Origin of the sequence: Mesorhizobium australicum (genome assembly GCF_900177325.1) — a bacterium.
In the GTDB taxonomy this organism is placed as follows: domain Bacteria; phylum Pseudomonadota; class Alphaproteobacteria; order Rhizobiales; family Rhizobiaceae; genus Mesorhizobium_A; species Mesorhizobium_A australicum_A.
In genome coordinates, this window is record NZ_FXBL01000004.1 from 1215356 (window position 1) to 1229250 (window position 13895).

13 protein-coding genes are annotated in these 13895 nt (G+C 67.4%); 10 read left to right on the forward strand and 3 right to left on the reverse strand.

Annotation, left to right across the window (positions count from 1 at the left end; all coding sequences use genetic code 11):
• Positions 1–21 precede the first annotated feature (21 nt).
• The 4 genes from B9Z03_RS08340 to B9Z03_RS08355 all read left to right on the forward strand — a co-directional run bounded on the left by B9Z03_RS08340 (position 22) and on the right by B9Z03_RS08355 (position 5333).
• Positions 22–2406 (forward strand): transketolase-like TK C-terminal-containing protein, encoded by a 2385-nt coding sequence (locus B9Z03_RS08340; RefSeq protein WP_085463791.1) that lies wholly within the window; start codon positions 22–24, stop codon positions 2404–2406.
• A 92-nt stretch (positions 2407–2498) separates the two neighbouring features.
• Entirely contained in the window at positions 2499–3446 is a 948-nt protein-coding gene (locus tag B9Z03_RS08345; RefSeq protein WP_085463792.1) for a 3-hydroxyacyl-CoA dehydrogenase, read from the forward strand.
• The gene (locus tag B9Z03_RS08350) at positions 3443–4399 is read left to right on the forward strand and encodes a 3,5-dioxohexanoate:acetyl-CoA acetone transferase (protein WP_085463793.1); all 957 of its coding nucleotides are present in this window, start codon (positions 3443–3445) and stop codon (positions 4397–4399) included. Before B9Z03_RS08345 ends, B9Z03_RS08350 begins: the two co-directional genes overlap by 4 nt.
• A 154-nt stretch (positions 4400–4553) precedes the next feature.
• Positions 4554–5333, forward strand: a complete 780-nt coding sequence (locus tag B9Z03_RS08355) for an IclR family transcriptional regulator (RefSeq protein ID WP_085463794.1) — start codon at positions 4554–4556, stop codon at positions 5331–5333.
• An 18-nt stretch (positions 5334–5351) separates the two neighbouring features.
• On the opposite strand, the gene B9Z03_RS08360 is transcribed toward B9Z03_RS08355, so the two are convergent.
• On the reverse strand, positions 5352–6191 hold the full coding sequence (locus tag B9Z03_RS08360) for a universal stress protein (protein WP_085463795.1): 840 nt from the start codon (positions 6189–6191) through the stop codon (positions 5352–5354).
• A gap of 185 nt (positions 6192–6376) precedes the next feature.
• On the opposite strand from B9Z03_RS08360, the gene B9Z03_RS08365 reads away from it, so the two are divergent.
• The 3 genes from B9Z03_RS08365 (at position 6377) to bfr (ending at position 7734) form a co-directional block, all read left to right on the forward strand.
• On the forward strand, positions 6377–6745 hold the full coding sequence (locus B9Z03_RS08365; RefSeq protein ID WP_085463796.1) for a hypothetical protein: 369 nt from the start codon (positions 6377–6379) through the stop codon (positions 6743–6745).
• A 226-nt stretch (positions 6746–6971) separates the two neighbouring features.
• The gene (locus B9Z03_RS08370) at positions 6972–7283 is read left to right on the forward strand and encodes a (2Fe-2S)-binding protein (protein ID WP_085463797.1); all 312 of its coding nucleotides are present in this window, start codon (positions 6972–6974) and stop codon (positions 7281–7283) included.
• A complete protein-coding gene (gene bfr / locus B9Z03_RS08375) occupies positions 7249–7734 on the forward strand; it encodes a bacterioferritin (RefSeq protein WP_085463798.1) in 486 nt (161 codons plus the stop codon). Before B9Z03_RS08370 ends, bfr begins: the two co-directional genes overlap by 35 nt.
• Before the next feature lie 11 nt (positions 7735–7745).
• Here the strand turns inward: bfr and B9Z03_RS08380 are convergent, their stop codons facing one another.
• Positions 7746–8363 (reverse strand): ribonuclease D, encoded by a 618-nt coding sequence (locus tag B9Z03_RS08380; RefSeq protein WP_085463799.1) that lies wholly within the window; start codon positions 8361–8363, stop codon positions 7746–7748.
• Positions 8364–8372: 9 nt separating this feature from the next.
• Positions 8373–9758, reverse strand: a complete 1386-nt coding sequence (locus B9Z03_RS08385) for a M20/M25/M40 family metallo-hydrolase (protein WP_085463800.1) — start codon at positions 9756–9758, stop codon at positions 8373–8375.
• A gap of 342 nt (positions 9759–10100) precedes the next feature.
• On the opposite strand from B9Z03_RS08385, the gene B9Z03_RS08390 reads away from it, so the two are divergent.
• The 3 genes from B9Z03_RS08390 to B9Z03_RS08400 all read left to right on the forward strand — a co-directional run bounded on the left by B9Z03_RS08390 (position 10101) and on the right by B9Z03_RS08400 (position 13872).
• Complete coding sequence (locus tag B9Z03_RS08390) at positions 10101–10841, forward strand: TVP38/TMEM64 family protein (RefSeq protein WP_085463801.1); 741 nt, start codon at positions 10101–10103, stop codon at positions 10839–10841.
• A gap of 57 nt (positions 10842–10898) precedes the next feature.
• A complete protein-coding gene (locus B9Z03_RS08395) occupies positions 10899–12323 on the forward strand; it encodes a dihydrolipoyl dehydrogenase family protein (RefSeq protein ID WP_085463802.1) in 1425 nt (474 codons plus the stop codon).
• Positions 12324–12402: 79 nt separating this feature from the next.
• The gene (locus B9Z03_RS08400; protein WP_432417027.1) at positions 12403–13872 is read left to right on the forward strand and encodes a sensor histidine kinase; all 1470 of its coding nucleotides are present in this window, start codon (positions 12403–12405) and stop codon (positions 13870–13872) included.
• Positions 13873–13895 lie beyond the last annotated feature (23 nt).

A 13895-nucleotide genomic window follows, 5' to 3' on the forward strand; every position in this document is an offset into this window, starting at 1 on the left:
CGGCCGAGTGCGGAGGAAGGCATGGACAAGATCGAGACGCTGGCGGCGCTGGAACGGAAGGTGCGCTGGCTGGCGACATGGATGGTGCACAACGCCAACCATATCCGTCCCAACGACGACGGGCTGAAGGTCGGCGGACATCAGGCGTCATCGGCCTCGCTGTCGAGCATCATGACCGCGCTCTATTTCGCCGCTCTGCGTCCCGAGGACCGGGTGGCGGTCAAGCCGCATGCGAGCCCGAACTTCCATGCCATCCAGTATCTGCTCGGCAAGCAGACGCGCGAGAAGATGGAGAATTTCCGCGGCTTCGGCGGCGCGCAGTCCTATCCGTCGCGGACGAAGGACATCGACGACGTCGACTTCTCGACCGGCTCGGTGGGGCTCGGCGCCGCGCAGGCGATCTTCGCCTCGCTGGCGCAGGACTATCTGCGCGCCAAGGGCTGGGGCATGGATCGGCCCGAGGGCAAGATGGTCGCGCTCGTCGGCGACGCGGAGATGGACGAGGGCAACATCTTCGAGGCCTTGCTGGAAGGCTGGAAGCACGGCCTGCGCAACACCTGGTGGATCATCGACTACAACCGGCAGAGCCTGGACGCCGTGGTGCGCGAAGGGTTGTGGGAGCGGTTCGAGGCGATTTTCCGCAACTTCGGCTGGGACGTCGTCATCCTGAAATACGGCTCGCTGCAGCAGGCAGCCTTCGCGGAGCCTGGCGGCGAGGCGCTGCGCGCATGGATCGATACGTGCCCGAACCAGCTCTATTCGGCGCTGACGTTCCAGGGCGGCGCGGCGTGGCGCAAGCGCCTGCTGGACGATCTCGGCGACCAGGGACCGGTCAGCCGGCTGATCGAGAAGCGCAGCGACGCGGAGCTTGCCGAACTGATGGCCAATCTCGGTGGCCACGACCTGCCGTCGCTGATCGAGGCGTTCGAGGCGGCGCGGGCGCACGACCGGCCGGTGTGCTTCATCGCCTACACGATCAAGGGATTCGGGCTGCCGCTGGCGGGCCACAAGGACAATCATGCCGGCCTGCTGACCACTTCGCAGGTGGAGAAGATGCGCGCCGAGCTTGGCGTGCGGCCAGGCAAGGAATGGGAGCCGTTCGAGGGGCTGGAGCGGGCGGCGGAACTGCGACGTTTCCTCGAAAAGGTGCCGTTCCGCACCGATGGCCCGCGCGCCATGTCCGCGATGCCCGTGGCGGTGCCGGAGCGGCTCGACGTCGAATCCGCGCGTGAGATGTCGACGCAGCAGGGCTTCGGCCTGATCATGCGTGGTATCGCCAAGGCGGGCGGCGGCCTCGCCGACCGCGTGGTGACGACCTCGCCCGACGTGACGGTGTCGACCAATCTCGGCGGCTGGGTCAATGCGCGGGCGGTCTTCGCGCGCGAAAATCTCGCCGACACATTCCGCGCCGAGCGCATTCCATCCACCTTCGTCTGGGACGCTTCGCCCAAGGGCCAGCACATGGAACTCGGCATCGCCGAGATGAACCTGTTCCTGATGCTGTCGGCCTTCGGCCTGTCGCATTCGCTGTTCGGCGAGCGGCTGCTGCCGGTCGGCACGCTCTACGACCCGTTCATCGAGCGCGGGCTCGATGCGCTGAACTATGCCTGCTACCAGGACGCCCGCTTCATGCTGGCGGCGACGCCGTCGGGCGTGACGCTGGCGCCGGAAGGCGGCGCGCACCAGTCGATCGCCACGCCGCTGATCGGCATGGCGCAGGATGGGCTGGCGAGCTTCGAGCCGGCCTTCGTCGACGAGCTCGCCGCGATCATGCGCTTCGGCTTCGACTACATGCAGCGCGATGGCAAGGCGGAGCCGGATCAGTTCACCTGGCTGCGCGACGCGGTCGGCGGCTCGATCTATCTCAGGCTCACGACGCGCGCGGTCGAGCAGCCGCAGCGCACGATGAATGCGGAGCTGGAGCAGGACATCGTCAACGGCGGCTACTGGATGCGCAAGCCGGGACCGAATGCGCAGATCGTGATCGTCTATCAGGGAACGGTGGCGCCGGAGGCGATCGCGGCGACGGGCATGCTGGCGGAGGACCGCCGCGATGTCGGCCTGCTCGCCGTCACCTCCGCGGACCGGCTGCATGCGGGCTGGTCCGCCGCACAGAAGGCGCGCGAGAACGGCCGGCCGCATGCGCGCAGCCATGCCGAGCGGCTGCTGGCCGGCGTGCCGTCGCACTGCAAGCTGGTGACGGTCATCGACGGCCATCCGGCAACGCTCGCCTGGATCGGGTCGGTCTACGGACACCAGACGCGCGCGCTCGGCGTCGAGCATTTCGGCCAGACCGGCACGATCGCCGACCTCTACAGGCATTACGGCATCGACGCCGCGGGCATCGTCCGCTCCGCCGAGGCGATCTCGCCCGGGCGGCCGGTCAGGCATCTCACAATCATATAGATGGAAGTGAGCCGGCAGCCGGCTGGCACAGTCGTTCGCGGTCGACAAACGGGCTCGGCCGCGCTAGCCGCATGGGCGTCGGGAGGAATGGCATGGCGAAGATTGCGGTAGTCGGCAGCGGCTTCATCGGACGCGCATGGGCGATCAGTTTCGCGCGGGCGGGCAACGAGGTCGCGATGTGGGACCAGGCGCCGGCGGCGACGGAAGGCGCGCGCGACTATATCGCCGGCGTGCTCGGCGACCTCGAGGCCAACGACCTGCTGCGCGGGCAGGCGCCCGACGCCGTGCTGGCGCGGATCTCGGTGACGCCGGACCTGGGGGAGGCGCTGCGCGGCGCGAGCCATATCCAGGAGAACACGCCGGAGAAGCGCGACGTCAAGCGCGAGGTGTTTTCGCTGATCGACGGGCTGGCGGAGGCGGATGCCGTGATCGCCAGCTCCTCGTCGGCGCTGCTGCCGTCGACCTTCACCGATCATCTCGCCGGCCGCCACCGCTGCCTCGTCGTGCATCCGCTCAACCCGCCCTATCTCATCCCGGCGGCCGAGGTCGTGCCGGCGCCGTGGACCTCGCCCGAAACGGTCGAGCGCACCCGCGTCCTGCTGGTCGACGCCGGTCACGCGCCGCTGGTCATGAAGCGCGAACTTGACGGCTTCATCATGAACCGGCTGCAGGGCGCGCTTTTGGAAGAGGCCTTCAGGCTGGTCGCTGACGGCTATGCGAGCATCGAGGACGTCGATATCGGCATTCGCGACGGGCTTGCGCTGCGCTGGTCGTTCATGGGGCCGTTCGAGACGATCGATCTCAACGCGCCACAGGGCGTGCGCGACTATGTCGAGCGCTATCAGGGCATCTACGAGAACCTGTTTTCCCAGATGCAGCGCCGGGTCGACTGGGCCGGGCCGGTGCTGGAGACCGTCGAGGCCGACCGGCGCGCCAAACTGCCCAAAGAGAAGCTGGTCGAGCGGCAGGTCTGGCGGGATCGCCGGCTGATGGCGCTCGCGGCGCACAAGAGGAAATCCGAGGAGGACATCGGCAAATGAGCGAGACCACAAAGCCGGCTGGCGCGCGCAAGCGCAAGGTAATCATCACGTGTGCGGTGACGGGCTCGATCCACACGCCGTCGATGTCGGAGCATCTGCCGGTGACGGCGCAGGAGATCGCGGATGCGGCGATCGGAGCGGCGGAGGCGGGGGCGGCGATCGTGCATCTGCATGCGCGCGATCCGAAGAACGGCCTGCCCGACCAGTCGCCGGCGGCCTTCGAGCCGTTCCTCAAGGTGATCAAGCAGCGCTCCGACTGCGTCGTCAACATCACCACCGGCGGCGCCTCGACCATGACGATCGCCGAGCGGCTGCAGCCGGTGGCGACCTTCAAGCCGGAGGTCGCCTCGCTCAATATGGGCTCGATGAACTTCGGCCTCTACCCGATGCTCGCCCGCTTCAAGGAGTTCAAGCACGACTGGGAGCTGCCCTATCTCGAAGGCTCGCGCGACCGCATCTTCAAGAACACCTTCGCCGACATCGAGAACATCCTGACGACCTGCGCGGAGAACGGCACGCGCTTCGAGATCGAGTGCTACGACATCGGCCACCTCTACACGCTGGCGCATTTCGTCGACCGCGGCCTGGTGAAGCCGCCGTTCTTCGTGCAGTCGGTGTTCGGCATCCTGGGCGGCATAGGCGCGCATGCTGAGGACGTGGCGCACATGAAGCGCACGGCCGACCGTCTGTTCGGCGACAGCTATTCGTGGTCGGTGCTGGGGGCGGGCGCGAACCAGATGCGGATCGCGGCTCAGGCAGCCGCGATGGGCGGCAACGTCCGCGTCGGGCTGGAGGATTCGCTGTGGCTCGGGCCGGGCCGGATGGCGAAGACCAATGCCGAGCAGGTCGCCAAGGTGCGCTCGATCATCGAAGGCCTCGGCCTGGAGATCGCCACCCCCGCCGAGGCCCGCGACATCCTGCAGCTCAAGGGCGCAGACAAGGTGAATTTCTGAGGACGGGGCGCCGGGTGCGCCGCCTGCCCTTGCGCAAGGGTTCCGGCATCTGCCGGGACGGACCTTTTGCCCGCGCGGCTGGGCGGGCGATGCGGAGCCCCTTGCCTCCATCGGCGAGCGGCGGCATTGTCGCCGCCCTCAGTCAGGAGGTGCCATGCTCTCGGCACAGGTGAAGTCGGCGACCCGCGCGATCGAGATCCTCGAACTCTTCAAGAGGGTGCGGCAGCCCAAAGGCATGTCGGAGGTCGCCAACGCGCTCGGCTATCCGGCTTCCAGCACGACCGTGCTGCTCAAGACGCTCGTCAAGCTCGGCTACCTCAACTACGACCGCAACGAGCGCGTCTACTTCCCGACCCCGAAGGTCACGTCGCTGGGGGAATGGATACCGCGCGCGCTGTTCGGCAACAGCCGCATCCTCGACGCGATGCGGGATCTCCAATCCGCCACCGGAGAGGGTATCTCGCTCAACACCAAGAACGACATCTACCTGCAGTACATCCAGGTGATCTATTCCGTCCACGCGGTGCGTTTCGACATCGACGAGGGCGCGCTCAGGCTGCTGACGCAGTCCGCCGCCGGCTGGACGCTGATGTCGACCTTGCCCGACGAGCGCATCGACAACCTCGTCCGCCGCGCCAACATCGCGACGGAAAAGGCCGCGGACCGCGTGAAGATCCCCGAGATCATGGCGCGCATCCGCGAGATCCGCGAACAAGGCTATGCGTGGGCCGAGAACATTCCCTTCCTCGGCGGGGCCACGCTCTGCGCGCTGCTGCCGACCACCATCCAGGGCCAGCCGGTCGTGCTGACCCTCGGCGGAGCGCTGGAGCGCATGCGGCTCAACCGGGAGCGCTATCTCGCGGCCCTCAGGCGCGCCGTGAAGTCGGTGACACCCAAGGACCCGTTCGACCAGCCGATCGACATCGAGTTCTGACCGCCCGACCCACCTGCCTTAGTGGGCCAGCAGCAGCGGCAGCGGCGGCGATTCCAGCATCGAGCGCGTGACGCCGCCGAAGATGCGCTGGCGCAGCCGCGAATGGCTGTAGGCGCCCATGACGAGCATGCCCGCCGCGACGTCGCTGGCATGACGGGTCAGCACGGCCTCCGGCGCGAGCCCCATGCCGGCGAGACGGTCGACGGAGACGTCGTAGCCCTTTCTCGCGAGATAAGCGGCGATGTCGGCGCCGGGCTCCTCGCCGCCGTCAGTTTCGGATGCCTTCGGATCGACCATGGCGATATGGACGTGGCGGACCTTCGGCAGCAGGCCGATCGCGGCATGCAGCGCGCGGGCGGATTCGAACGACGAGTTCCAGGCGACGACGATACGCTCGCAGCCGAGGTCCGGCGGCGATCCCGCCGGCGCCACCACAACCGGCACGCCTGTCTCGAACAGGGCAGCCTCCAGAACGGACGATCCGAGAACCGGGTCCTTGCGCAGGCTGGGTCCGATAAAGATCGCGTCGGCGCAGCGGCCGCGGCGGCCGACCTCATCGGCGATGATGCCGGCCTCGACATAGGCATCGGATACGTCGCCCTTGACGCTGTCGGCGGCGAGCAGGCCCTCCAGCTGCTCCGCGCGGGCAGTCAGGGCCTGTTCCTCGGCCGCGCGCGTTTCGAGCCAGACGGAGGTCAGCGCGGCCGCGGCCCCGACCTCGCCGATCGGCGGGCTGGGCGCGACTCCCATGGCGACGACGCTGAGATGCGCGTCGACGGTCTGCGCTACGGCGATCGCTTCCTTGAGGTCGTTGTCGATCGCCGCGCCGAGAATGGTGAGCAGGGTGGTGCCGGACATGATCAGTCTCCTATTCGTATCGAACTCGCGTCGACGGCGCCATTTGGACCCGGGGCGACGGCCGGCTCCTTGTCATGGATCAAATATGCCGGTCGCGCGTTGCGCCGAAGTTCACGCGGCGCATTCCGCTTTGGCCGCGCCCGCGCTATAGTAGCGCGTATCGCCGCCTGCCGGGAGGAGCGCCGATGTTTGGGCAGCCGAAGGAAGACATGCGGGTCGCGGACTATGTCCTCGGCCTGATGGATACCGAGGAAACCACGTTCTTCGAGCGGGAGATGCGCCAGGATCCCGCACTCGCCGCGCGGGTCGCCGACTGGCGCGAGCGGATCGCCCGCATGGACGATGCAGAGCCGGAGACCCCGCATGCGCAGATGCGGCGGCGCATCGAGGACGGCCTACGGCGGCGCGGAGACAACGTCATTGCCCTTCCCACGGCCTTTCGGGAACGGACGGAAGCCAGGCCGGAGCTCAGCGGCTGGCCGATCGTGGGCGCCGCCTGCTTCGCGGTCGGCATCCTGTTCGGCGGCTTTTGCGTCTGGCTGCTGTTCGTCTGATCGCCGGTCCGCGCGGTCATGTCGCACGGGTCCGGCAGCCCTTAAACTTGATGTTGATTGACAAGTTTAGCCGGCGGGGGCAAATGTGGGCCAGGCACTGCGGACCATGCGACCGACGGATACCCAATCAGGCGCGCTGGCCGCACGTGGCAAGGACGAATCCAGCGTTTCCAGCGGGTTGTGCGCGGCTTCGTCTCATAAGTGACCGATCCGCCTTCGAAGTCTCATGATCGTCTGTCATTGTAATCTGATCACTGAGAAAGAGATCGAGCGGACCATCCTCGATCTGTTGCAGGCCGATCCGTGGCAACTGATCGTGCCGGCCAAGGTCTATCATGCCCTGGCGAAACGCGGACGCTGTTGCGGCTGCTTCCCGAATGTGGTGGAAACGATCATTCGCGTGACCGAAGCGTATCACTCCCAGAGTGCTACCGGTGAGGCGGAGATCGTGTCGTACCTAGACCGCGTGCGCCAACTGCGCGGTCAATACGGGAGCAGAAGTCATGAAGGGCGAAAAGCAGGTCATCGAGCGGCTTAACGAGGCGCTGTTCCTCGAACTCGGCGCCGTCAACCAGTACTGGTTGCATTACAGGCTTCTGGACGACTGGGGTTTCCAGAAGCTCGCCAAGAAGGAGCGGGCGGAGTCGATCGAGGAGATGCACCATGCCGACAGGCTGGTCGCGCGCATCATCTTCCTCGAAGGCCATCCGAACCTGCAGTCGGTCGCCCCGCTGCGCATCGGCCAGAACGTCAAGGAAGTGCTGGAGGCGGACCTTGCCGGCGAATATGACGCCCGCACCGCCTACAAGAAATCGCGCGAGATCTGCCAGCAGATCGGCGACTATGTCTCGATGCACCTCTTCGAGGAACTGCTGACGGACGAGGAAGGTCATATCGACTTCCTCGAGACCCAGCTCCAGCTCCTCAACTCGATCGGCGAGGAACGCTACGGGCAGCTCAACGCCGAGCCGGCGAACGACGCCGAATAAGCCAACCTGGCCTAGCTGTGGGCGAAGATGTCCTCTTCGTCCCAGCCCATCAGATCGAGCTTCGCGCGCGTCGGCAGGAACCTGAAGCAGGCCGCGGCTTCCGCCGAGCGTCCGTCGCGCTCGAGCCGGCCGACGAGCACGTCGCGCAACCTGTGCAGGTAGAGCACGTCCGAGGCGGCATATTCGAGCTGCTCGGGCGAGAGCGTCTGCGCCGCCCAGTCGGACGATTGCTGCACCTTCGACAGGCTGACGCCAAGAAGCTCGTTGCAGATGTCCTTCAGCCCATGCCGGTCCGTGTAGGTGCGAGTCAGCCGTGAGGCGATCTTGGTGCAGAATACCGGCTCGGGCATCGCGCCGAACGCCTGGTAGAGCACGGCGAGATCGAAGCGGCCGAAATGGAAGATCTTGGTGATCTTCCTGTTTTTCAACAGCGAGACGAGGTTCGGTGCCCGCTTCTGGCCGGCCGCGATCTGCACGACGTCGGCCGTGCCGTCGCCGGGCGACAGCTGTACCACGCAGAGCCGGTCGCGATGCGGGTTGAGGCCGAGCGTCTCGGTGTCGATCGCGACCGCCTCGACGTCGTAGTTGGAGAGGTCGGCGAGGTCGCCCTTGTGGAAGCGGATCGTCATGGAACAGCCTTACTTTGCCAGCGCGTCGAGGATGCGCGCCCAGGAGCGCTGTCCCTTGTGGAACGAGGACAGCTCGTATTTTTCGTTGGGTGAATGGATGCGGTCGTCGTCGAGGCCGTAGCCGACCAGCAGCGACTCCATCCCGAGATAGGTCTGGAAATCGCCGACGATGGGAATGGATCCGCCCATGGCGATCATCACCGCGGGCTTGGGCCATTCGTCGGACAGCGCATTCTTCGCCTTCGACAGGAAGGGCGAGTCGTAGGAGAGCTGGATCGCCGGCGATCCGCCATGGCCGTGGAACTCGACCGAACAGTCGGCCGGGATGCGCTCGCGCACGAAGGCGCGGAAGGCGTCGCGGATCTTGTCGGGATCCTGCTTGTGCACCAGGCGGAACGAGACCTTGGCGGAGGCTTCCGCCGCGATCACCGTCTTGAAGCCCTTGCCGGTGTAGCCGCCGATGATGCCGTTGAACTCCGCCGTCGGCCGCGCCCAGATCAGCTCGAGCACCGAGCGGCCCTTCTCGCCCGAGGGGATCGACAGGCCGATCTCGCCGAGGAACTCCTCGGCGGTGAGGCCGAGGCTCTCCCACTGCTTCAGGATCTGGGACGGCGTCTCCTCGACGCCGTCGTAGAAGCCGGGGATGGTGACGCGGCCGTTGTCGTCATGGACGGCGGCGAGCACCTTGGCGAGGATGCGGATCGGGTTCGCCGCCGCACCGCCATAGGCGCCGGAATGCAGGTCGCGGTCGGCCGCCTTGACCGTAATCTCCTCGCCGACCAGGCCGCGCAGGGCGGTCGAGATGGCGGGCGTGTCGCGGTCCCACATGCCCGTGTCGCACACCAGGGCGAAATCGGCCTTCAGCTCCTTCGCATGGGCCTCGAGGAAAGGCTTGAGCGAAGGCGAACCGGACTCTTCCTCGCCCTCGAACAGGATTGTGATGCGGCAGGGCAGCGCGCCATGCACCTTCTTGTAGGCGCGGCAGGCCTCGACGAAGGTCATCAGCTGTCCCTTGTCATCGGCGGTGCCGCGTCCGGTGAGCACCTTGCGCCCCGGCGCGACCTCCTTGACCTTCATGTCGAAGGGATCGTCGTGCCACATATTGAGCGGGTCGACCGGCTGGACGTCGTAATGGCCGTAAAACAGAACGTGGGGTGTGCCGGCGGGTCCCTCGTGATGCGCCACCACCATCGGATGGCCCGTGGTGTCGCGCACGCTCGCCTCGAAACCGATCTCCTTCAGGTCTGCGACCAGCCATTCGGCGGCGCGCCGGCACTCGGCCGCATAGGCCGGGTCAGTGGAGATGGACGGAATGCGGACAAGGTCGGCGAGCCGGGTCAGGCTGGCGTCCAAACCGGCGTCGAGGGCATCGAGGACGGGTGCGAGCGAAGTCATGGGAAGGGCCTTTCGAATCTCGCGCGACACTAATGCGAGTTCTGTCGCGAGGAAACCGCTTCAGAGACGGAAAACGGGCGGTCCAGGGCGTGAAAGCGCGCCATATCGCGGTCACGACGGGGTGAGCCGCGCGCGACTGCCGGGTCAACATGTGGTGAGAGAGGGTGCGAGATGCTTGCGGGCGGAGGGCGCGTGCGTCATCTGCTCTGCATGACCCATCCCATCCGGCCAGCCCCGCCGCCCGCGGCCGCAGGATCTCCGACCCTGCGACCGAAAGGGGCATCCAATCGCGCCTGGACGCGCTATGGTTCGGAGGGGAATCCCGCGGGGGCGGAAATCGCAATGGACGCGCAGGATGGCGAGCGACGGAGCGGGAGGGTTGGGCGATACGTGCCGATCGTCCTGGTCATTGCCGGCCTCGCCTTCGGCTATGCGATGGGTTGGCAGCGCTATCTCTCGCTGACATATCTCGCCGAGAGCCGGGACGTGCTGAAAGCCTATGTGGCGCAGCATTATGCTCTCTCGCTGGTCTTCTTCGCTGCGGTCTACGTGCTTGCGGTCGCCTTCTCCTTTCCCGCGGCCACGGTTCTCACCATCTTCGGCGGCTTCCTCTTCGGCTGGCTGGTCGGCGGAACGGTCGTCGCCTTCGCGGCCACGGCCGGCGCGACGCTGCTGTTCATCGCCGCCCGCTCCGCCTTCGGCGACATCCTCTGCCAGAGGGTGAGCGGCAAGGCCGCGAAGCTGGCGCGGGGCTTCGAGGAAAACGCCTTCAGCTATCTGCTGGCGCTCAGGCTGGCGCCGATCTTTCCGTTCTTCTTCGTCAACATCGCCCCGGCCCTGTTCGACGTGCGCCTCAGGACCTACGTCGCGGCGACCTTTCTCGGCATCCTGCCGGGCACTTTCGCCTATTCCTATCTCGGAGAGGGGGTCGACAGCGTGCTGGTCGCCGCGCAGGAGGCGGGGCGTGAGCCCTCGGTGCACGACCTGGTGACGCCGAAGATCGTGCTCGCCTTCGCGCTTCTGGCGCTTGTTGCGCTGATCCCGGCCGTCGTAAGGAAGCTGCGGCGCGCGGGACCGGGCTGAAGCCGTCGCGTCATGCAGGGTCCTGACCGGCCCGAGCCCCCGGAGAAAGGCACGTCCATGGAGACCCTGAGGCCGGACATCTGCGTCATCGGCGCCGGTTCGGCCGGTCTTTCGGTGGCTGCCGCGGCCGCCGCCTTTGGCGTTCAGGTCGTGCTCGTCGAGAAAGGCAGGATGGGCGGCGACTGCCTGAACTATGGCTGCGTGCCCTCCAAGGCGCTGATCGCCGCCGGCCGGCAGGCGCAGGCGATGCGCGAGGCGGCGAGGTTCGGCATTGCCCCGGTCGAGCCTGAGGTGGATTTCCGCCAGGTGCACGGGCACGTCCACGACGTGATCGCCGCGATTGCGCCGAACGATTCCGTCGAGCGTTTCACGGCACTGGGCGTGCAGGTCATCCAGGCGGAAGCGCGGTTCGCCGACCGCAGGACCGTGGTCGCGGGTGAGTTCGAGATCCGCGCCCGCCGCTTCGTCGTCGCCACCGGGTCGCGCCCGGTCATCCCGCCGATCGAGGGCATCGGCACAATCGACGTCCTGACCAACGAGACGATCTTCGACCTGACGCGCCGGCCGGGACATCTGGTGGTCATCGGCGGCGGGCCGATCGGCGTCGAGCTGGCACAGGCCCACCGCCGGCTGGGCAGCGACGTGACGATCATTGAAGGCACGCGCGCGCTCGGCCGGGAGGATCCCGAGATCGCCGGCTTCGCGCTGCGCGCCTTGCGCGAGGAGGGTGTGGCGATCCGGGAGGCTGCCACCGTCACGCGCGTCGAGCGGCGCGGCAAGACCGGCGTGCGGGTGCATGTCGAGACGGCCGACGGTGCAGAGACCGTGGACGGCACCCACCTTCTCGTGGCCGCCGGCCGCGCCCCGAACGTCGAGGGGCTGGACCTCGCCAAGGCGCGGATCGCCCTTTCCGACAAGGGGATCAAGGTGAACGACCGGCTGCGCACGGCAAACCGCCGTGTGTATGCCATCGGCGACGTGGCGGGCGGGCCGCAATTCACCCATGTCGCGGGCTATCACGCCAGCCTGATTCTGCGGCCGCTGCTCTTCCGCCTGTCGGCCCGCGTCGACACCTCGATCATTCCGCGCGTCACCTATTGCGATCCCGAACTCGCCCAGGTCGGCCTGACGGAAGCGGAGGCAATGGCGGTGCACAAAGGCGTGCGCATCCTGCGCTGGCCGCTGTCGGAGAACGACCGCGCCCAGGCCGAGCGCCGGACGGCGGGGCTGGCCAAACTGATCGTCAGCTCGCGGGGGAGGGTGCTCGGCGCCTCGATCGTGGGCGCCAATGCCGGCGAGATGATCGGGCTCTATGGCCTCGCGATCGGCAAGGGGATGGGCGTGAAGGACCTGGCATCCTGGCTGCCGCCCTATCCCACGATGGGTGAAATTGGCAAACGCGCTGCGATAGCCTATTTTGCCGGGGTGACCCGCAAGCCGCTGGTTCGCGCGCTGATCCGTTTCATGCGCATCTTCGGCTGACGGGGCGCCCGGCGCCTTTCGAGGCAGGCGCCGCCTGGTCGTGGGGCTGCGGGGAATGGATGGCATGCCGGACAAGACCATGGTGAGTTCCGAACCTGCGCCGACGCACGCGTCCATTCCGTGGCTCAAGCGCCTGTCGACGAAGATGCTGATCCTCACGATCATTTCCGTGCTCGTCGCGGAGGTGCTGATCTTCATCCCGTCGGTGGCGAACTTCCGCCTGCGCTGGCTGGAGGAGCGGCTGAACACGGCGGCGGCGACGGCCGTGGTGCTCGTCGGGACCGACACGATGACGCTGCCGCGCAACGTCCAGAACGACGTGCTGATGGCGCTGGGCGCCAAGGCCGTGGCGGTGCGCTCGGGCGGGGATTCGCGCCTGCTCGTCGTCTCCGAGATCCCGCCGGAGGTCGACGAGCACATCGAGCCGTCGACGGTGGGGCCGCTGAGGGCGATCGCCGATGCGCTCGACACGCTGGTTTATGGCGGCGACCGCACGCTGCGCGTCTTCGGCAAGGTCGGCGACAGCGACAAGGAATTCGAGCTGATCATCGCCGACAAGGGGCTGCGCAAGGCGATGCTGGTCTATGCGCGCAACGTCGCGATCCTGTCGCTGATCATCTCCTTCATCACCGCAGCACTGGTCTTCGGCGCCATCAACCACATGATGCTGGGGCCGATCCGCAAGATCAGGACGGCGATGGTCACCTTCGCCGAGGCGCCCGACGATCCCTCGCGCGTGGTGCGTCCGAGCGACCGCGCCGACGAGTTCGGCGTGGCGCTGCGCGAGCTCGCCAGCCTGCAGACGCGGCTGCAGCGTACGCTGGCCGAACAGGCGCACCTCGCCAATCTCGGGCTCGCCGTATCGAAGATCAACCACGACCTGCGCAACATCCTCGCTTCCGCGCAGCTGATCTCGGACCGCCTGCGCATGGTGAAGGACCCGTCGGTGCAGGCCTTCGCGCCGAAGCTGGTGCGCACGCTGGACCGCGCGGTGGGGTATACGGAGAGCGTGCTGGCCTATGGCCGCGCCCAGGAGGCGGCCCCCTCCCGCCGCAGGATCAGGCTGCGCCAGCTCGTCGACGACGTGGAGGGCCTGCTCGGCATCGACCCCGCCTCGGTGATCGAGTTCGAGAACGCGGTGGACCATGCCTTCGAGATGGATGCCGACGCCGAGCAAATGTTCCGCGTGCTCTCAAACCTCTGCCGCAACGCCGTGCAGGCGATGAGCGCCGACACTGACAGCTCGGTCGTGCGGCGCCTGACCATCTCGGCCGAGCGGCAGGGCTCGGTCAGCCGCATCATCGTCATGGACACGGGCCCCGGCCTGCCGCCCAAGGCGCGCGAAAACCTGTTCGCCGCCTTCCGCGGCTCGGCCCGCAGCGGCGGCACCGGCCTGGGGCTGGCCATCGCGCAGGAGCTGGTCCGGGCGCATGGCGGCACGCTCGACCTGGTGGAGAGCGTCGGCGGCCGCACCGTCTTCGCGATCTCCGTGCCCGACCAGCCCGTGCAGATCGAAGCCGCCCGCCACGCCCTGCGCCGGCCGGCCTGAGGGAGGCGCAGGACCGCGAGGGC